At 31.3% G+C, this 19935-nt stretch carries 17 protein-coding genes; all 17 read left to right on the top strand.

What is annotated here, in order from left to right:
* Window positions 1–35: 35 nt before the first annotated feature.
* The 17 genes from cls (at window position 36) to CLVI_RS17405 (ending at window position 19483) form a co-directional block, all read left to right on the top strand.
* Window positions 36–1469, top strand: a complete 1434-nt coding sequence (cls, locus tag CLVI_RS06270) for a cardiolipin synthase (RefSeq protein WP_106059259.1) — start codon at window positions 36–38, stop codon at window positions 1467–1469.
* 434 nt (window positions 1470–1903) lie between these two features.
* Window positions 1904–2968: a 3-dehydroquinate synthase gene (gene aroB, locus CLVI_RS06265; protein WP_106059258.1), complete on the top strand. Its 1065-nt coding sequence runs from the start codon at window positions 1904–1906 to the stop codon at window positions 2966–2968.
* The gene (gene aroA / locus CLVI_RS06260) at window positions 2968–4266 is read left to right on the top strand and encodes a 3-phosphoshikimate 1-carboxyvinyltransferase (RefSeq protein ID WP_106059257.1); all 1299 of its coding nucleotides are present in this window, start codon (window positions 2968–2970) and stop codon (window positions 4264–4266) included. Before aroB ends, aroA begins: the two co-directional genes overlap by 1 nt.
* A complete protein-coding gene (gene aroC, locus CLVI_RS06255) occupies window positions 4244–5338 on the top strand; it encodes a chorismate synthase (protein ID WP_106059256.1) in 1095 nt (364 codons plus the stop codon). Before aroA ends, aroC begins: the two co-directional genes overlap by 23 nt.
* Window positions 5326–6462, top strand: coding sequence for a prephenate dehydratase (pheA, locus tag CLVI_RS06250; RefSeq protein WP_106059255.1), 1137 nt, complete (start codon window positions 5326–5328; stop codon window positions 6460–6462). The genes aroC and pheA overlap by 13 nt, the downstream gene beginning before the upstream one ends.
* 17 nt (window positions 6463–6479) lie before the next feature.
* The gene (locus CLVI_RS06245; RefSeq protein WP_106059254.1) at window positions 6480–7289 is read left to right on the top strand and encodes a shikimate dehydrogenase family protein; all 810 of its coding nucleotides are present in this window, start codon (window positions 6480–6482) and stop codon (window positions 7287–7289) included.
* Window positions 7290–7300: 11 nt separating this feature from the next.
* Entirely contained in the window at window positions 7301–7816 is a 516-nt protein-coding gene (locus CLVI_RS06240) for a shikimate kinase (protein WP_242980585.1), read from the top strand.
* 6 nt (window positions 7817–7822) lie between these two features.
* On the top strand, window positions 7823–8251 hold the full coding sequence (gene aroQ, locus CLVI_RS06235; protein ID WP_106059253.1) for a type II 3-dehydroquinate dehydratase: 429 nt from the start codon (window positions 7823–7825) through the stop codon (window positions 8249–8251).
* A 156-nt stretch (window positions 8252–8407) separates the two neighbouring features.
* Window positions 8408–9421, top strand: a complete 1014-nt coding sequence (gene aroF / locus CLVI_RS06230; protein ID WP_106059252.1) for a 3-deoxy-7-phosphoheptulonate synthase — start codon at window positions 8408–8410, stop codon at window positions 9419–9421.
* 11 nt (window positions 9422–9432) lie between these two features.
* Window positions 9433–10269: a prephenate dehydrogenase gene (locus CLVI_RS06225; RefSeq protein WP_106059251.1), complete on the top strand. Its 837-nt coding sequence runs from the start codon at window positions 9433–9435 to the stop codon at window positions 10267–10269.
* Between the two features lie 169 nt (window positions 10270–10438).
* The gene (locus CLVI_RS06220) at window positions 10439–10795 is read left to right on the top strand and encodes a PilZ domain-containing protein (RefSeq protein ID WP_106059250.1); all 357 of its coding nucleotides are present in this window, start codon (window positions 10439–10441) and stop codon (window positions 10793–10795) included.
* A 391-nt stretch (window positions 10796–11186) separates the two neighbouring features.
* Entirely contained in the window at window positions 11187–12629 is a 1443-nt protein-coding gene (locus tag CLVI_RS06215) for a glycoside hydrolase family 1 protein (RefSeq protein ID WP_106059249.1), read from the top strand.
* Window positions 12630–13109: 480 nt separating this feature from the next.
* A complete protein-coding gene (locus CLVI_RS06210; RefSeq protein WP_106059248.1) occupies window positions 13110–14429 on the top strand; it encodes a PTS sugar transporter subunit IIC in 1320 nt (439 codons plus the stop codon).
* Between the two features lie 161 nt (window positions 14430–14590).
* Entirely contained in the window at window positions 14591–14824 is a 234-nt protein-coding gene (locus CLVI_RS06205) for a hypothetical protein (RefSeq protein WP_106059247.1), read from the top strand.
* 406 nt (window positions 14825–15230) lie between these two features.
* The gene (locus CLVI_RS06200; RefSeq protein ID WP_106059246.1) at window positions 15231–17420 is read left to right on the top strand and encodes an alpha-galactosidase; all 2190 of its coding nucleotides are present in this window, start codon (window positions 15231–15233) and stop codon (window positions 17418–17420) included.
* 209 nt (window positions 17421–17629) lie between these two features.
* Window positions 17630–19189, top strand: coding sequence for a glycoside hydrolase family protein (locus tag CLVI_RS06195; RefSeq protein WP_207655334.1), 1560 nt, complete (start codon window positions 17630–17632; stop codon window positions 19187–19189).
* Between the two features lie 117 nt (window positions 19190–19306).
* On the top strand, window positions 19307–19483 hold the full coding sequence (locus CLVI_RS17405) for a hypothetical protein (RefSeq protein ID WP_170065607.1): 177 nt from the start codon (window positions 19307–19309) through the stop codon (window positions 19481–19483).
* Window positions 19484–19935: the final 452 nt, after the last annotated feature.

Genomic DNA, 19935 nt, shown 5'->3' with positions numbered 1-19935 from the left:
CAATTTACATGCGTTCGCTTAAAGGAGAAATATTAATGAATATTTGGTTGCTTATAGGGGTAATAATAGTAGTTATTAATGTATTACTAAGTCTTTATTTAGTATTTATAGAAAAAAAAGATTCATCAACTACTTGGGCATGGCTATTAATTATGATTATTCTACCTGGATTAGGGTCTGTTGCATATCTTTTGCTTGGACAGAATTTAAGTAGAGAAAAAATATTTAAAAAAAAGATAGTAAAAGATGAAGAGAAAAAAAGAGAGCAATCAAAGAATTCTTCTAAAGAAAAAGAAGGGGAACATGACTCTGGAGAATTTTCAGACTTAAGGATAATGAATTATAATCATTGTGGAAGTAAATACACTAAAAAAAATAAGGTTGATATTTACTATGATGGGGAAGATAAATTTGAAAATCTAATAAAAGATTTAGAAAAAGCAAAAAAATTCATCCATATACAATATTACATATTTAAAAGAGATAGTCTTGGGAAGAAAATAATAAAGATTTTAGAAAAAAAAGCAGCCCAAGGAGTAGAGGTAAGATTTCTAGTAGATAGTATGGGATCTTATACAATTACTAAAAGATCAATGAAAAGATTAATTAAAAATGGCGGGAAATTTGAAATGTTCTTTCCAGGAATACTTCCTCATATTAATACGCGTATTAACTATAGAAACCATAGGAAAATGGTTATAATAGATGGAGAATATGCTTATACTGGTGGTTTTAATGTAGGAAAAGAATATATTAATCAAGATAAAAAGATTGGCTTTTGGAGAGATACTCATATAAGGATTAAGGGATCTGCTATTAAGGATTTAACTGATAGATTTTTACTTGACTGGTGTTATGCATCAGGAGAAAATATAGAAGACTTTTCTATATTCTATTCTCAAGAAAGATGTGAAGATGGTGATGTGGGTATACAAATAGTTACAAGTGGTCCGGATCATAAGGAAGAGTATATAAAACATGGTTATTTAAAAATGATCAACAATGCTAAAAGGACAATCTATTTAGAAACTCCTTATTTTGTACCTGATGAGCCAATGCTTGAAGCTTTAAAGTTATCTGCCTTATCAGGAGTTGATGTGAGAATAATAATACCAGGAAATCCAGATCATATTTTCATGAAATGGGCAGCTAGCTCATATATTGGTGTGCTACTAGATATTGGAGTAAAAATATATAGCTATAGAAACGGATTTATTCATGCTAAGAGTATTGTTGTAGATGGGCAAGTATCTTCAATTGGTACTGCCAACATGGATATTAGAAGCTTTAAATTAAATTTTGAAGTAAATGCCTTTATATTTGATGATAGAATAGCTAAAAATTTGGAAGAGCAATTTTATAGAGATGTAGAATTTTCTGTATTAATAACAAAGGAAGGATATCACAATAGAGGTATAGGAATTAAAATTAAAGAGTCGTTAATGAGATTAATTGCTCCTATTCTATAAGAATTTGCAGAAATATATTGACACTTATAGCCAGTTTGATATAATAAGAAAAAAAGAAAGATAATTAATGAAGTATTGATATTAAAATTAAGAAAATACTAAATATATAATAACGGAGGACATTATGGAAGGAATTATTAGGAAAACAATAGCGAAAATGTATAGCTTTTTTTACTTTAGCTTCTGGGGCTTTTATTTTAGCGCTGGCTATTTGTTTTGCAAAAAAAAGAATAATTCATTTCTAATGAGTGAGTAGTTTTTATATATCTATAAAAGTATTTATATACAAAGACGATTCTAGAGAACTCATTAGTGGGTTCTCTTTTTTTATATTTAAATAGATAAAAACCATAAAACTAAGGGGGAAAAAGATGACAGGATGTTTAAACCCAGGGAGAGAAGAGAGATAAATCTAATATAAAGGATGAGCGAAGATGGAAAGAAAACTACATGTAGATCTACAAGAAAATAGTTATGACATCTTTATTGAAAAAGGAATACTAAGTCTGTTAGGCGAAAAGATAAAAAGCATTTATAATGGAGAGAAAATTTTTGTTCTAACTGATAAAAATGTAAATAAGCATTATGGAAATAAACTTAAAAAGTCTCTAGAAAAGGCTGGATTTATGACTAAATTTATGGTTCTTGAGCCAGGCGAGGCCACAAAGTCCTTTAATACTCTTCCAAGTATATACGATGAATTGCTAGATTTTAAAATAACTAGGAAGGATCTTATAATAACCTTGGGTGGAGGAGTTATTGGAGACTTAGGAGGTTTTGCAGCTGCTTCATTTTTAAGAGGAGTGCCTTTTATACAGGTTCCAACTTCCATAGTTGCCCAGGTAGATAGCTCTGTTGGAGGTAAGGTTGCAGTTGATCTTGAGAGGGGTAAAAATCTAGTGGGAAGTTTTTATCAACCTAAGGCTGTTTATATTGATGCTGAAGTTTTAAATACCCTATCAGATAAGTTTTATAAAGATGGAATGGGAGAAGTAATAAAATATGGCTGCATTAAAGACAGAGAGTTCTTCTATAAGTTAAAATCATTAAAAAATAGAGCTCAGGTTATGGATAATATTGAAGAAATTATTTATAATTGCTGCTTGATAAAAAAGATTGTAGTAGAAATTGATGAGAGAGATTTAGGGGAGAGAATGTTACTGAATTTTGGTCATACTCTAGGTCATGCAGTAGAAAAATATTATAATTTTACAGGATATAGCCATGGTGAAGCGGTTGGTATAGGAATGTATAATATAACATTGAAAAGTGAAAATGAAGGCTTAACTAAAAAGGGAGTAGCGCAGGAAATAAAAGAGATTTTAATTAATTATGGACTTCCTTATGAGGTTGATATTGAGAATAATGATATCATATTGGATACCATAGCGTTGGATAAAAAGAATATGGGAAAAGTATTAAAGATAATTGTAATAAAAGACATTGGGGAAAGTATAATATACGATACTATACCAGAATTTTTTAAGGGGGTGAAATAATGGGAAGCTTGAAACTTTATCCTAAAAACCTTAAGGGAGAAGTTAAAATTCCACCGTCAAAAAGTATGGCTCATAGGGCACTTATATGTGCAGCATTAGGGGACAGTGTAAGTAAAATTACAAACATTGACCTTTCAGATGATATAATAGCTACAATTGATGCTATGAGATCCATAGGAGCAATTATTAATAATAATTCGGAGTATATAGAAGTTAAAGGAATTAATTCTAAGGACTTATCATTAGATAGAGATTATGAAAGGGTTATCGATTGTAATGAATCAGGATCTACTCTAAGATTTCTTATTCCTATTGCATTGGCATTTGAAGGCGTTACAAGATTTGTAGGAAGAGGTAACCTTGGAAAGAGACCTTTAAATACCTATTATGAAATCTTTGATGCACAAAAGATAGAATATAAATATAAAGAAGATATTCTTGATTTAGTTACTTCAGGACAGTTAAAATCAGGAGAATTTGAAGTTAAGGGAAATATAAGTTCTCAGTTTATAACTGGATTATTATTTGCATTACCATTGCTTCAAGGGAATTCAAAAATAATAATCACTACTGAGCTAGAATCTAAAGGATATATAGATTTAACGCTATCTGCAATGAAGGATTTTGGAATAAAAATTATTAATAAAGATTATAAGGAATTTATTATTAAAGGAAATCAAAACTATAAAAGTAAAGATTATAGAGTCGAAGGAGATTATTCTCAAGGTGCCTTTTTCTTATCAGCAGATGCAATAGGCGCAGATGTTAATATTTTAGATTTAAAGGAAGATTCTCTTCAAGGAGATAAAGAAGTAATCGATATTTTAACTAGAATGGGAGTGTCTATTATTAAGGAAGAAAAACATACTAAGGGCAAGGTTCAGGTCTTGAAGAGTACATTAATTGATGCATCACAATGCCCTGATATAATTCCTGTTTTAGCAGTTGTTGCAGCACTCAGTGAAGGTAGGACGGAGATAATAAATGCAGGAAGACTTAGAATTAAGGAATGTGATAGATTAAATGCAGTTACATTAGAATTAAATAAATTAGGTGCAAAAATAGAGGAAAAACCTGAGGGCTTAATTATAGATGGAGTTAAAGAATTTAATGGTGGAGTTAATGTTTGGAGCCATAAGGATCATAGAATAGCAATGAGCTTAGCTATAGCATCTATTAAGTGCAAGGAACCTATTATATTAGAAGAGTATGAATGTGTATCAAAATCATATCCGCACTTTTTTGAAGATTTTAAGATGTTAGGAGGAAGTTTTGATGAGTGGAGTATGGGGAAATAATTTGAAAATTTCTATTTTTGGAGAGTCTCATGGGAATGCGATTGGAATTACTATTAGTGGGCTTCCTTCGGGAGTTGAATTAAATTTAGAACAAATAGATAAGGAAATGAAGAGAAGAGCGCCAGGTAGAAATGATTTATCTACAGCAAGAAAAGAAGGGGACATACCTGAAATCCTAAGTGGATTTTTTAATGGAAAAACAACAGGAACTCCTTTATGTGCAATTGTTAGAAATAGTGATACCAGATCCAAGGATTATGGAGAGATTAAGGAATTAATGAGACCTGGTCATGCCGATTATACTGGAAATATTAGATATGCAGGCTTTAATGATTACAGAGGTGGAGGCCATTTCTCAGGAAGAATAACAGCCCCTTTAGTATTTTGTGGAGCAATATGCAAACAGATATTAGCTAAAAAAGGTATAGAGATAGGAGCTCATATTAAAAGCATAAGAAATGTTAAGGATAAAGCTTTTGATTATATTAATGTTTCTAAGGAACAAGTTATATCATTAAGAGATTTAGAATTGCCTTTAATTGATAGATCAAAGGAAGAATTGATGAGAAAGACAATTCTAGAAGCTAAAGATCAAGGAGATTCTGTGGGAGGAATAATTGAATGTGCAGTAGTTGGAATAGAAGCTGGCATTGGAGATCCCTTCTTTGACTCCATGGAGTCTACATTATCCCATTTATTATTTTCAGTCCCTGCTGTAAAGGGTGTTGAATTCGGAATGGGCTTTGGAATTACTAAGCTTTATGGATCTGAAAGTAATGATGAACTTTATTATGAAGATGATAAGGTAAAAACAAGCACAAATAATAATGGTGGAATATTAGGTGGTATAACAAATGGAATGCCAATAATATTTAAAGCTGCCATTAAACCAACTGCATCAATAGCAAAAAAACAAAAAACAGTTAATATTGAGAAGAAGAAAGATGAAAATCTAGTTATTGAAGGAAGACATGACCCCTGTATAGTTCAAAGGGCAATTCCTGTTATAGAAGCAGTAACAGCTATTGGAATACTTGATTTAATGAAGGGGAGAGATGGATGGAATCTTTAGAGGATTATAGGGTAGAAATAGATAGAATAGATAGGGAACTAACTATCTTATTTGAAAAAAGAATGGACATGGTTCTTAAGGTAGCTAATTACAAAAAAGAAAATAATGTTCAAATTTTTCATAAGAATAGAGAAGATATTGTTTTTGAAAATGCTAAGTCTAACCTTATAAATAAGGATTATGGTGATGAAGTAGTAAAATTCTTTAATGCTACCATGGAAATAGGTAAGGCGCTTCAAAGAAGAAAAATTGATGATATAAAAAAATTAGCAGAAGTTAAAGTTGAAAGATCAGCAATTGATAAAAGTAGAAGAATTGGGTTTCCAGGAGTTTCAGGTTCTTTTACAGAGGAAGCTGCTACTAAATTCTTTGGAGATAAAATAGAGAAATCTTACTATGAAGATTTTGAGGATATATTTAAGGCTCTTGAAAAAGATGAAATATATTATGGAATTATTCCTATAGAGAATTCTTCAACAGGCGCTATTTCACAAAATTATGATCTTCTGAAAAAGTATGGGTTTTACATAGTTGGCGAAGAGTATTTAAAAATTCAACAACATTTAGTAGGGCTTAAAGATACTAACTTAGATAAGATTAAAGAGGTATACTCCCATCCACAAGGAATTGAACAAAGTAGTGAATTTCTAAAGAAATATGAAAATTGGAAGCTTATACCCTTCCATAATACATCAACTAGCGCAAAGTTAATTAAGGATTTATCAGATAATACTAAGGTTGCAATTGCAAGTAGTCGCGCAGCTAGTATTTATGGACTTGAAATTATAGAGGAATGTATTAATAATCAAAAAGATAATAATACAAGATTTATAGTTATTTCAAAGGAATTAAAAGTAGTGAAGGATGCAGATAAAGTTAGTGTTGTTTTTTCTCTTGAAAATGAAGCAGGTACACTTTATAGATTACTTAGATATTTCGCAGAGAATAATATTAACATGATAAAAATCGAGTCAAGACCTACTAAGGATACTCCTTGGAAATATTTCTTATACGTAGATTTTGAAGGTGATATTGATAGTGAAGAGGTTCTGAATGCTTTGAAGCTAATTGAGAAAAATTCTGGATATTTTAAACTATTAGGTGCTTATAAGAAAAAAATATAAAGTTTAGGAGAGTATTTATGGAGTTTTACGGATTAGTTGGAGAGAAATTATCTCATAGTCTCTCTCCTGAAATACATAAAAGAATATTTGAACAATTAAATATAGATGGGGGATACAAGCTTTTTGAAATTCCTAAAGAGGATATAGGAAACCTTGGACATGCGTTAAAGCTACTTAAGATTAAGGGCGTTAACGTAACTATTCCTTATAAGAAAATTGTTATGGAAGATCTTGATGTTATATCTGAGGAAGCAAAAAAAATTGGAGCAGTTAATACTATATTGAATAAAGATAATAAGCTTTATGGGTATAATAGTGATTATTATGGATTTGGTAGTATGCTTGATATTAATAATATAAAGCTTAAGGATAAGGTAGCTACTGTTTTAGGTAATGGTGGAGCAGCTAAGGCAATAATCACTTATCTTTTGGATAAGGGGATTAAAAGTTTATATTTAGTAACTAGAAATAAAGAAAACAGTGAAAATATTAATTCTAAGGTTAAGCTAATAGATTATGAGGATCTTAAGAAAATAGGTGGAGATATTTTAATTAACACTACCCCTATAGGTATGTATCCTAAAATAGGAGTATCCCCAGTGTCTAAAGAGGTAATTGAAAATTATAAAACTCTTGTAGATATAGTATATAATCCAGGAATGACAGAGTTCTTAAAAATAGGTGAAACTTTAGGCAAGGATATTTGTGGCGGCTTATATATGTTAGTTGGGCAAGGGGTTAAGTCCCAGGAAATATGGCAAGATATAAAAATAGATTCTTCAGTGCTTAAAAATATCTATGAAGAGTTAGAGAAGCAATTTAAATAGGGGGAGATTTAATGGAGTCTGTGAAGAATAAAATAGCCATAATAGGTATGCCAGGTTGTGGAAAAACTACCCTTGGGAAACTTCTTGCTAAGGAACTTCAATATAATTTCTGTGATATGGATAGTTATATTGAAAAAATTTCAGATAAGACTATCCCAGAACTTTTTAATGAAGGTGAGGAAGTTTTTAGAGAATGGGAATCTAAAGCCTGCATTGATTTGGTAAAGAAAGAAAGAATAATTATATCTTGTGGTGGAGGTGTTGTGAAAAAGGATGAAAATATTGAAGCCTTTCAGAAGGATTGTGTAATTCTTTTTATTGATAGATCAGTTGAAGATATAATAAAGGATGTAAATGTAAGTTCTAGACCTTTGCTTAAGGATGGTACCTTTAAATTATATGAGATCTATGATGAGAGATATAACATGTATAAAAAAGCTGCTCATGTTATAATCGGGAATAGCGGGCCTGTTAAAGAGGTAATAAAGAAAATTAAGTTATTACTTCAGAATAAGATTAAGGAGTAAACAAGTATGAAACTTATGGTGATTAATGGACCTAACTTAAATATGTTAGGTGTTAGAGAAAAAGGTGTATATGGGAAGAAAAGCTTTGAGGAGGTATGTAAATATATCGAATCTGAGGGGAAAAAGAGAGGCAATGATATAACGTTATTTCAAAGTAATATTGAAGGGGAGATAATTAATTGTATTCAAAAAGCTTATTATGAAGAGTATGATGGAATAATTATTAACCCCGGGGCATTTACTCATTATAGCTATGCTTTGCATGATGCTATAAAAGGTGTTAGCATACCAACTGTGGAGATACATTTATCAAATATTCACGCTAGAGAAGAATTTAGAAAAACATCTGTAACTGCACCAGCTTGTATTGGTCAAATATGTGGCTTTGGTGAGTTTGGATATATAATGGCTATGGAAGCTCTATTAATTAAGTAGGTGGATAAAATGATAGAGAATTAAAATAAACCGTAGAAGATCTAAGAAAGACTATGAAATTGTAGTATTGCAGAAAAGTAGTATTGTAGGAAAGTAGTATTGTAGGAAAGTAGTATTGTAGGAAAGTAAAAAAATGTAGTATAGGAGGAAAATTAAATGATTATTATTATGAACCCTAAGTGTGGGGACAGACAAATTAAAAAGGTGATTGATTTAGTAGAAAGTAAGGGGTTATTAACTAATCTCTCAAATGGTACAACAAATTGCATCATAGGATGCATTGGAGATACATCGGTTTTAGACTATAATATGTTATTAAGAATTGATGGAGTAGATAAGGTATTAAAGGTACAAGAACCTTTCAAAAAGGCAAATATATTATTTAAGCCTGAACCATCTATAATTGATGTTAATGGAGTTAAAGTTGGTGGAAAACATTTAGGAATTATGGCTGGGCCATGCTCAGTTGAATCAGAAGAGCAAATAATAGAGGTAGCTAAGGCAGTTAAAGCAGCTGGTGGTAACTTCTTAAGGGGAGGGGCTTTTAAACCAAGAACCTCACCTTATAGCTTTCAAGGACTTGAACTTGACGGACTTAGACTTTTAAAGCTAGCAAAGAAGGAAACCGGATTAGCAATAGTAACTGAACTTATGTCTACAGATTACATAGATGAGTTTGTAGAAAATGTAGATGTCATTCAAATTGGAGCAAGAAATATGCAGAACTTCGATCTATTAAAGCAAGTAGGTAAAACAAAAACACCTATTCTTTTAAAGAGAGGATTATCTGCAACTATAGAGGAATGGTTAATGTCAGCTGAATATATTATGGCTGGTGGAAATGAAAATATTATTTTATGTGAAAGAGGTATAAGAACCTTTGAAACTGCTACAAGAAACACTTTAGATTTAAGTGCTATCCCTGTGGTTAAAAAGTTATCTCATTTACCAATAATAGTTGATCCAAGTCATGCTGCTGGATACAGGTACTTAGTAGAACCGTTAGCTAAAGCGGCAATTGTTGCAGGTGCAGATGGTCTCATGATAGAGGTTCATAATGACCCGGAAAATGCTTTAAGTGATGGACAACAATCTATTAAGCCAGAAGACTTCAAGATTTTAATGGATAAAATTAAAGTATTAGCTAAATTGGAAGGTAAAGAGATTTAGGGGGAGAATCAATGAATATTGTAATAGTTGGGCTTGGTGTAATTGGAGGTTCTTTTGCAATGGCTCTTAATAGTGTAGGATACAAGGATGTATATGGTGTTGATATAGATGAAGAAACCCTCAGAAAAGCTAAAAAACTTGGCATAATTAAAGACGGGTCTAGTTCGGGAAAAGAATTTTTTGAAAATGCAGACTTAATTATCATGGCAATATATCCTAAGTTAGTAATTGATTTTGTTGAAAGAAATAAGGAGTATTTTAAAAAAGGCTCTATTGTGACGGATACTACTGGAATAAAGGGAATGTTTATTGACAAAATATTAGAGATTATGCCTGATGATGTAGAGTTTATTTTTGGGCATCCTATGGCAGGTAGAGAAAAAAAAGGCATTGATTTTGCAACAGCCCAAGTATTTAAGAATGCAAATTATATAATAACTCCGATTTCTAGGAATAAGGAAAAAAATATTCAAATTATTGAGAAATTAGCCTTTGAAATTGGATTTAAGAGGGTACGAAGAATAAGTCCTGAATTGCATGATGAAATGATAGGATTCACATCTCAATTACCTCATGCTATGGCTGTAGCCTTGATCAATAGTGATGAAGAAGGAAGAGAAACTGGGAATTTCATAGGTGATAGTTATAGGGATTTAACACGTATAGCTAATATAAATGAAGAACTTTGGAGCGAACTTTTCCTGGGAAATAAGAATAATTTGTTGAAAGCTATAAATAATTTCGAATTACAGTTAGATTTGATAAAAAAATCTATATATGAGAATGACAAGGAAGGATTAATGGAGTTCTTTAAGAAATCAACTAGTAGAAGAGAAAAACTTGACTAAAATAATAAGATAATATTAAAATTCCTCCAACTAAATTTAGTTTGGAGGAATTTATATTTTATATATGAAATTCATTGCAAGATAAAAAAAAACTATTATAATTAGATTAAATAGAAAATATTGTTATATTGAGCAATTGATAGAAAATTAACTCTAGGGGGAAGGCTATATGGAAGAGAAAAGAAGAACAAAAAGGACAGGAATTGAAAAAAATAGCAAAGTTAGAAGGATAAATAATGCTATAGAAGCTAAAGAAGTAGATGAAGAAACTTTCGAAGTACAGATAACTAACATATCAAAGGGTGGGATAGCTTTTAAAAGTGAAAAAGAATTTACTATAGATACATTTCTTAGTGCTAATGTTATTTTATGGACAAAAGAAACCTTTGATACAATAGTTAAGATTGTACGTATAGACAAGGATACCCATGGAAAGAGTGTTTACGGATGTGCTTTTGTTGGGATTGCTGGGGATAATGAAGCAAAAATTGATGTTTACCAAATTGTAAATGAAGTATTTGAATAAAATTAAGAGTGTTTCTATAAAAAAAATTTGATGAATAAACCTAATAAAATCTATGCTAAATTTGCAATAGTAGGGCTCTTAATTCATTGGTATACAATATGATGTATGCCAATGAATTAAGGGTGTTTTTTTATTGCTTTTCATTACATAAAAAAAATTTTTTTCAAGTTTATTATCTAAAAAATGCAAAGTAACAAAGGCAGTTTAGCACTTGAACTAAACTGATTATTTGTAAATAATACAAAATAAATGTAAAAAATAGACTGATTTGTAAAAATAACTAGTATAGACAATTCTATAAGCAGTATGTTAGACTAGGTTTGTAAAACAGTAAAAGGTTTTTTGTATGATTTTTTTGTATAAAAATATGTACACATTAGGAGGATGACAAATGTATTTTAAAGAAAAACATGGATTTAAAGAAGATTTTCTATGGGGAAGTGCATCTGCAGCTTATCAAGTAGAAGGCGCTGCTGAAGAAGATGGAAAAGGAAGAAGCAACTGGGATGAATTTGTAAGAATTCCTGGAAAAACATTTAAAGCTACAACAGGTGATGTGGCAGTTGACCATTATCATCGATTTAAAGAAGATATTGCATTAATGGCAGAAATGGGATTAAAAACTTATAGATTCTCGGTTTCTTGGCCAAGAATTTATCCAAAGGGAAAAGGTCAAGTTAATGAGAAGGGTCTACAATTCTATGATGATGTGATTGATGAATGTTTAAAGTATGGAATAGAACCTATGGTTACAATGTACCACTGGGATTTGCCACAAACCCTTCAAGAAGAATATTGTGGATGGGAAAGCAGAAATATAATTGATGATTATGAAAATTATGCAATAACTTTATTCAAGCGATACGGAAAGAAGGTTAAGTACTGGATAACTTTAAATGAACAAAACGTATTTACGAATAATGGATGGGTAATTGCAGCACACCCCCCAGGAAAGAAAAACGACATGAAAATGTTCTATCAAGTAAACCATCATGCAAATATAGCTCATGCCAAAGCGGTTCTCGCATTTAGAAAATTAGTTCCAGGAGGTAAAATAGGTGCAAGCTTTGCATTTAACCCAAGTTATGCCATTGATTGTAATCCTATTAATGCTATGGCAAAGGCAGATTATGATGATCTACAATCATTCTGGTGGATGGATGTTTATGCATATGGTCATTATCCAAAGGCAGCCTTTAAGTATTTAGAAGCTCAAGGTTTTGCTCCGAAATTTGAAGATGGGGATGAGGAGCTTATGAAGGAAGCTGCACAAGTTGACTTTATGGGAGTAAACTACTATCAGACAGTGGTTGTTGAATATAATCCAATAGATGGTGTTGGAGCATCTGAAATAAATACGACAGGTAAGAAGGGTATATCACAAATTAGTGGAAAACCTGGATTATACAAGAATCCAGCGAATCCACATCTAAAAACTACAGATTGGGATTGGACTATAGACCCGATGGGCATAAGAATGTGCTGCAGAACAATCACTAGTAGATATGATTTACCTGTAGTTATATCTGAAAATGGACTTGGAGCATTTGATAAGAAAACTGAAGATAATAAAATTCATGATGATTATCGTATAGTATATTTAAAGGCTCATATAGAAGAATTGAAGGAAGCAGTTAATGAAGGCTGTGAAATAATTGCATACTGCACATGGTCAATAACAGATTTATTAAGTTGGCAAAATGGATATCAAAAACGTTATGGTTTCATTTATGTAGATCGTCAAGAAGAGGAAGGCGCTTCCATGGATCGTTACAAGAAGGATAGCTTCTACTGGTATCAAGATGTAATAAAGACAAATGGTGAAGAATTATAATTATAAATTAAAAAAAGGGCTGTTGAAGAATTATTTAAAAAATAATTCATGTCAACAGCCCTTTCTTATTTTTATATATCTTTAAATATTACAAATAAATAAATTCTAAAATTTGTAAATATAAAATAATTTCTTTTTAAAACAGAATAGTACATGAAAAAGACAGTATTACACATGGTATTAGTAATTGCTTAGAAGTAATATTAGATATAGTATTCACATGATGAAAGGTATTAATTTTCTGAAAACGATTTAGACAATAAAGAACCTATGATTAGGAGGCTATTAATTTATTGAATGGTTAAATGTATACAAACTAATATGACCTTATATACGTTGACCATAAATATAATTCAAATAGAAAAGTAATAGAAGGAGGAGGAGAAAATTTTAAAGGGATTGATTTTGAAATACAAAATCCCAAAATATTTATAACAAACTTTAAGAAGGTAAAATTATTTATTTTAAGGAGGAATTATTATGTCATCATTAGGAAAATTCTTTGACGAAAAAGTACTACCATTGGTTATGAAATTTGTTACTTTAAAAGGGGTAGTTGCATTAAAAGACGGTATAATGAGCACATTACCACTAACTATAGTAGGATCATTATTTTTATTAATTGCCCAATTCCCAATACCAGCTGTAAATGATTGGATGGCTAGTGTATTTGGAGGAAATTGGTCAGAGCCATTATGGCAAACTTTTGGTGCTACATTTGGAATTATGGCTTTAGTTGCATCAATAGGTATAGCATACATTTATGTAAAGAATGAAGGTTATGAACCTTTGCCAGCAGGAATAATATCACTTGTAGTATTCATAATAACTATAGATGGTTTTGTTAAGATTGAATCTGGAGAAAAAGTAGGAAATGTTATCCCTAAAACCTGGACTGGTGGGCAAGGTATGATTACAGCCATCATAATTGGAATAATAGTAGGTGCAATTTATTCATGGTTTATGAAACATAAAATTACAATTAAAATGCCAGACGCTGTACCATCGGGTGTTGCTAACTCTTTCACAGCGTTAATACCAGCAGCCGCTATTATTACAGGTGCAACAGCAATTTATATATTCTTTAGATATGGATTGAATACAACTTTTGTTGAATGGATATACAAAGTAATACAAACACCACTACAAGGTATGACAGATTCATTAGGTGGAGTTATAGTTATTTCATTCTTAATTCCTTTCTTATGGTGGTTTGGAGTACATGGAGCTGCAATTGTTGGTGGCGTAATGGGTCCAATATTAACGTCAAATACATTAGAAAATCAAGCTATACTTACTAGTGGAAAAGCTCTTACATTAGAAAATGGGGCACATATTGTAACACAACAATTTCTAGATTTATTTATTAATTTAACAGGATCTGGAATTACATTTGCATTTGTATTGTGTATGATAATTATTGCAAAATCAACACAATTTAAGCAACTTGGAAAATTAGCGGTACTTCCAGGAGTGTTTAATATAAATGAACCAGTTACTTTTGGAGCACCTATAGTAATGAATCCATTTATGGCAGTTCCATTTATAATTACACCTGTGATATCGGGGATAATAGCTTATTTTGCAATTGCTATGGGATTAGTTGAACCATTTGCAGGAGTAATCCTTCCTTGGACAACCCCAGCAATAATATCTGGATTTATAATTGGTGGATGGAAAACAGCACTTTTACAAATAGTAATTTTAATAATTGCATTCTTTATATACCTTCCATTCTTTAAGAAACAAGATAACTTAAACTTTAAGAATGAACAAGACTCAGAAGATGTACAAGCTTAGTGAAGGCTTACGCATAATATAAAATATATAATTATTAGATCACGAAAAGTATAGTAATAATATTTCAGATACAATATGTATTATGTTTGAGTAATACATATTGTATTTTAGAAATAATCTTACAGCTTTTTATGATTTAATCAATGAAAAGAGGAAGAATAATGATATTAGTAAATTGCCCTTTAAAACAGGAAGAAATAATTAAAATGGTAGAGAATATTGAAATTGGAAATAAGAAACAATTTAAATTTTGCAAGAAACAAGGAATAACACTCTGCTTTAAATCTGATTTTAGTGATGGGAAACTTGCATGTTCAACTATAAAACAAACTATAAAAAGCACGGATTGGGGTAAGGTAGTATACTTCAACGTTGTTGAAGTACAGAATATGTAAATAAATTTGATAGTAATATATAAATGGAAATTTAATTTCCAGTCATAGTTTAGAATTTTTTTGTATTACTAATACTGAATTAATAACATACTTTCAGTTTCTACAAAAAAGTAATTTACACATAAAATAATCATTATCAAACATGGTATTATAAATATTCTAGAAGTAAAATTGGATATGAATTTCTTATAAAGAAAATATTTGATATTTAAAGAATAGGGTGGGATATAAAATGAAAATTAACAGAAGTTCTTATAGTATGCACAAGTACTAATATCTCCAAAAAATTTAGAGTACAGCGAGATACTGATTCCTGAATATTGCAAGGATGAAGTGTTGGTAAGGTTATTGTATATCCAAGATTGTAGAAATATGGAAAAAGGAGTTTTATATAGGAGAGTGAATAATGGCTATTATTTTTGATGAAAAACTGCAACTGTTTCATTTACAAGCAGCAAATACAAGTTATATGATGAAGATATATAGAGATGGATACTTTGCCCATATTTACTGGGGAAATAAATTAAGAAATGCAGAAAACTATGCTGAGATACCTGAAGTTGAAAGAGCTTGGGGAGCACATCCAAATTCTGATGATAGAACTCTTACTTTAGATTGTGTTCCACAGGAATACCCAGCATATGGTACATCGGACAACAGAAATCCTGCATACCATATTCAATTAGAAAATGGGTCAACTATTTCTGATTTAAGGTATAGTTCTCATAAGATTTTAAAGGGTAAACCAGCGCTTGAGGGATTACCTTCAACTTATGTTGAAAGTCTAGAGGAAGCAGAAACTATAGAGATTACTTTAACAGATTCACTTATAAAACTTGATGTTATTCTAACATATACAGTATATGAAAAACTTAATGTTATCACTCGTTCAGTTAAATACATCAATAGTGGAAATGAAAAATTAAAGTTATTAAAGGTATTAAGTGCTAATGTTGACTTTAAAAATGATAACTTTGATCTTCTTCACTTATCAGGTTCTTGGGCAAGAGAAAGACATATGATAAGAACTTCTTTAAGACCAGGAATACAATCTATTGAAAGCAGAAGGGGTGCAAGTAGTGCACAACAAAATCCTTTTATTGCGTTACTAAGCAAAGATGCTACAGAGACAAACGGTGATGTATACGGCTTTAATCTTGTATACAGTGGAAATTTTGTTGCTGAGGTTGAGGTAGACCAATTTTTCACAACTCGTGTAAACATGGGGATAAATGATTTTGATTTCAGTTGGCTTTTAGAACAAGGTCAAAGTTTTCAAGCTCCTGAAGTGGTTATGGTATATTCAGGCAAGGGTCTTGGAGAAATGTCAAGAACTTACCATAAGTTATACCGTACAAGACTTTGCAGGGGGCAATTCAGAGATAAGGAAAGACCAATTTTAGCTAATAACTGGGAAGCAACTTTTTTTAAATTTAATGCAGACAAAATAAAGGCTATTGCTAAAGCTGGTAAAGAAGTAGGCATTGAACTCTTTGTACTAGATGATGGATGGTTTGGCAAGAGAGATGCTGATAATTCTTCTTTGGGAGATTGGGTGGTAGATAGAAATAAACTTCCAGCAGGATTAGTGCAGCTTGCTAAGGATATAACAAGTTATGGCATGGAGTTTGGATTATGGGTTGAGCCTGAAATGATATCACCAAATAGCGACCTATACAGAAGTCACCCTAACTGGTGCTTACATGTTCCAGATAGAAGACGTACTGAAGGAAGAAATCAACTTATTCTTGACCTATCAAGAGTGGAAGTTTGTGATTACGTTATAAAATCAATCTCAGATGTTCTTAAGAGTGCTAAAATAACTTATGTTAAGTGGGATATGAATAGAAATATGACTGAAATAGGTTCTGCGTGTCTTCCAGCAGAAAGACAAAGAGAAACTGCACATAGGTATATATTAGGTCTATACAGAATAATGGGAGAAATAACTTCTGCATTTCCACATATTTTATTTGAAAGCTGTTCAGGTGGTGGCGGACGTTTTGATCCAGGAATTTTATATTATATGCCACAAACTTGGACTAGTGATGATACAGACGCAGTTGAGAGATTAAAAATACAATATGGAACAACTGTAGTGTATCCAACAAGTGCAATGTGTTGTCATATATCTGAAGTACCAAACGGTCAGACTGAAAGAGTAACCAATATGGATATGAGATGCAATGTAGCAATGTCAGGAAACTTTGGCTATGAATTTGATTTAACAACTATGGGTGAAGAAGATAAGGATGTAATCAGAAAGCAGATTGAGCAATACAAGGAAGTAAGAAGTTTAATTCAATTTGGAGATTTCTACAGACTATTAAGTCCATTTGAAGGGAATGAAACAGCTTGGATGTTTGTTTCAGAGGAGAAGAAGGAAGCTTTCGCAGCGTACTTCAGAGTGCTTGGACGTCCAAACTCGCCTTTTATTTGGGTAAAATTACAGGGATTAAACCCTAATTATGATTATAGGCTTATAGGTACTGGTAAGGTCTATGGTGGAGATGAACTTATGCAGGCTGGAGTCGGATTACCTTATGTATTAGGTGATTTTTACAGTCAGACATGGAGATTTGAGGCTATTTTTTGATGACAGTAGAGTGATGGTCTTTACAATGTATAATTGATTATAACAATATCACGCGTGTAACAATATTTTAAATAGGAGTTTTTAGAATTATTGGTATTGTATACGAATTGATAGGATAAGGGTTTCATACTTTTACAAAAGAATCTATCAATGTCGTGTTTTAACATTCGTGTTAACTTTATAAATAAAATTATAGGAGGATTTAATTAATGAAAAAATTGTATTTAAAAAAAGTTATCATACCTGCTTCTCTAGTACTTATGTTCTGTTTAGGAAGTGTAGTAATATATAATAATAATATCAAAACAGATAAAACTTATTATGTTAGTCCTAGGGCTTCAGATAACATAAAAGGGTTTAATATTAAAAAACCTGACATTAAGTTTGATTTACCTTATATTGGTTCTGTAAAATCAAAAAATACCGAGGAAATAGAATCATCTAATTGGTTTATTGGATGTGAAACAATGGATCGTGATTTTACTGATTATGAGCAGTATAAAGAGTATATTTCTCCATTAGGTATTAAAACACTTCGTATGCAGGGTGGATGGGCTAAAACGGAGAAAACAAAAGGAGTATACGATTGGGCATGGATGGATAAAACTATTGATGATGCCGTAAGTAGAGGATTTAAACCGTGGATGCAAACTGGATATGGAAATTCGATTTATGCTGGTGGCGGTGGTGAAAATTTAGGCGCAGGAATGCCTTTATCAAAAGAAGGATTAGAAGGTTATGGAAATTGGGTAAAAGCAATGGTTACAAGATATAAAGATAAAATTAAAGATTGGGAAGTATGGAATGAACCCAATTTTGCAGATAACGTAGTAAATACACCAGAAGTTACTGCTGACTTCAATATCTTTACAGCAGAAATTATTAAGGATATTCAACCAGAGGCAAGAATTACAGCTCTTGCTATAGGACATATTGACGTAGATTATATAGAGAGATTTTTTAAACTTCTTAAAGATAAAAACAAGATAGAATTGTTTGATAACGTAACGTATCATGACTATTCTTATAATCCTGACGAAAATTATGATCATGTATATAAGATGAGACAAATAGTTGATAAATATGCTCCGGGAATGACAATGAGACAAGGTGAAAATGGTGCACCTTCAGTAGGTAATGCAGGTGGAGCACTTTGGGATAATAAATGGACTGAATTAACTCAGGCCAAATGGGATGTAAGAAGAATGCTTGGAAATCTTGGAAACGATGTTGAGTGTAGCATGTTTGGAATAATTGAAATGCAATATGCTGGACAGGGACCGATAAATAAAAAAAATACTAAAGGTATTATTGAATCGACTCCAGACAATAAAGCAGTAAGACCAAAGATTGCTTATTATGCAATTCAAAACGTAACATCTATTTTTGACGATAAACTTGAAAAGATTGACAATGTAAAACTTATTAGAAATATAGATGCAGCAGGTTCAGACACAAAGTATGCAATTACAACAGACAGAAGTGTTTCTGTATATGGATACCGTAATAAAGAATCAAAGAAGCAATTGTTCACAATTTGGATGGATGATGCTATTCCAAGTGATGTATATAAAATGAAACCTCAGCAAGTTACTATTGCAAACGGGAATTTTGAAAATCCTGTTTTAGTTGATGTTATTACCGGTGGAATTTATGAAATACCGTCGGATAAATGGAGTAAAAAAGGTGACACTTATACATTTAATGATATTCCTGTTTATGATTCACCAATTTTAATTGCTGACAAAAGTCTAATAAATATTAAATAATTTAATAAGAGAAGTTGAGGCTTCACAATATTTCACAACTTGTGTAAATATTGTGAAGCTATATTTTAATTAAAGATGAACAGTAAGCTTTCCAGTAGAATTTGAAAGGGTATATATATGATAAATAAAACTATTGATTTGTGTGGTGAATTTCCATATGAAAATAAAAAGAATAATGACTTAAGACCAACTTTGGATACTTATATACTTAAAGGAAATAAAAAAAGAGCAGCAGTTTTAATTTGTACAGGCGGGGGGATACACTTACATCTATCAGAGAGGTTGAACCAATAGCCCTTCAAATTTAACTCTGTAGGATTTCATGCGTTTGGATTTATTTTATAGCGTAGCTTCAAACAAGCATCCACAGCCATTGTTAGATATATCCAGAGGGTCCACATGGATTATCACTTGCTAATGAAGAAAATAGTGGTATGGGAGTGTATCCAAATGGAGCCACTTGGATGAATCTGTGTACTACATGGTTAACTAATCTATTTTTAAAGAAATAAAATATTTGTGCAAGAGATAATAAGTCTAACTAATAGTGCTTTAATTATAATATGTTGTCCCACTGGTAATGTTTAATAATATAATCATATTCAAGTCATTCTTATGTGTTAGAGTATAATTTTAGTAGGCAAAGGTAGCAAAAAAATAAAGGAGATGTAAAAACATCTCCCCAATACATAAATTATCCATTATAATTTTATTGCTAAGATAAAAAGAATGGAGTTGGATTTATG

This window comes from Clostridium vincentii (assembly GCF_002995745.1).
GTDB lineage: Bacteria > Bacillota > Clostridia > Clostridiales > Clostridiaceae > Clostridium > Clostridium vincentii.
Note: the sequence above shows the minus strand (reverse complement) of the source record. Positions and strands in the feature narration are given on the sequence as shown.

Coding starts and splice junctions, on each gene's coding strand:
- aroA (WP_106059257.1), top strand. CDS start 2,968: ATGGGAAGCTTGAAACTTTATCCTAAAAACCTTAAGGGAGAAGTTAAA.
- CLVI_RS06195 (WP_207655334.1), top strand. CDS start 17,630: ATGAAAAAATTGTATTTAAAAAAAGTTATCATACCTGCTTCTCTAGTA.
- aroC (WP_106059256.1), top strand. CDS start 4,244: ATGAGTGGAGTATGGGGAAATAATTTGAAAATTTCTATTTTTGGAGAG.
- CLVI_RS06220 (WP_106059250.1), top strand. CDS start 10,439: ATGGAAGAGAAAAGAAGAACAAAAAGGACAGGAATTGAAAAAAATAGC.
- CLVI_RS06245 (WP_106059254.1), top strand. CDS start 6,480: ATGGAGTTTTACGGATTAGTTGGAGAGAAATTATCTCATAGTCTCTCT.
- CLVI_RS06225 (WP_106059251.1), top strand. CDS start 9,433: ATGAATATTGTAATAGTTGGGCTTGGTGTAATTGGAGGTTCTTTTGCA.
- CLVI_RS06215 (WP_106059249.1), top strand. CDS start 11,187: ATGTATTTTAAAGAAAAACATGGATTTAAAGAAGATTTTCTATGGGGA.
- CLVI_RS06210 (WP_106059248.1), top strand. CDS start 13,110: ATGTCATCATTAGGAAAATTCTTTGACGAAAAAGTACTACCATTGGTT.
- CLVI_RS06240 (WP_242980585.1), top strand. CDS start 7,301: ATGGAGTCTGTGAAGAATAAAATAGCCATAATAGGTATGCCAGGTTGT.
- aroQ (WP_106059253.1), top strand. CDS start 7,823: ATGAAACTTATGGTGATTAATGGACCTAACTTAAATATGTTAGGTGTT.
- CLVI_RS06200 (WP_106059246.1), top strand. CDS start 15,231: ATGGCTATTATTTTTGATGAAAAACTGCAACTGTTTCATTTACAAGCA.
- CLVI_RS06205 (WP_106059247.1), top strand. CDS start 14,591: ATGATATTAGTAAATTGCCCTTTAAAACAGGAAGAAATAATTAAAATG.
- pheA (WP_106059255.1), top strand. CDS start 5,326: ATGGAATCTTTAGAGGATTATAGGGTAGAAATAGATAGAATAGATAGG.
- cls (WP_106059259.1), top strand. CDS start 36: ATGAATATTTGGTTGCTTATAGGGGTAATAATAGTAGTTATTAATGTA.
- CLVI_RS17405 (WP_170065607.1), top strand. CDS start 19,307: ATGATAAATAAAACTATTGATTTGTGTGGTGAATTTCCATATGAAAAT.
- aroB (WP_106059258.1), top strand. CDS start 1,904: ATGGAAAGAAAACTACATGTAGATCTACAAGAAAATAGTTATGACATC.
- aroF (WP_106059252.1), top strand. CDS start 8,408: ATGATTATTATTATGAACCCTAAGTGTGGGGACAGACAAATTAAAAAG.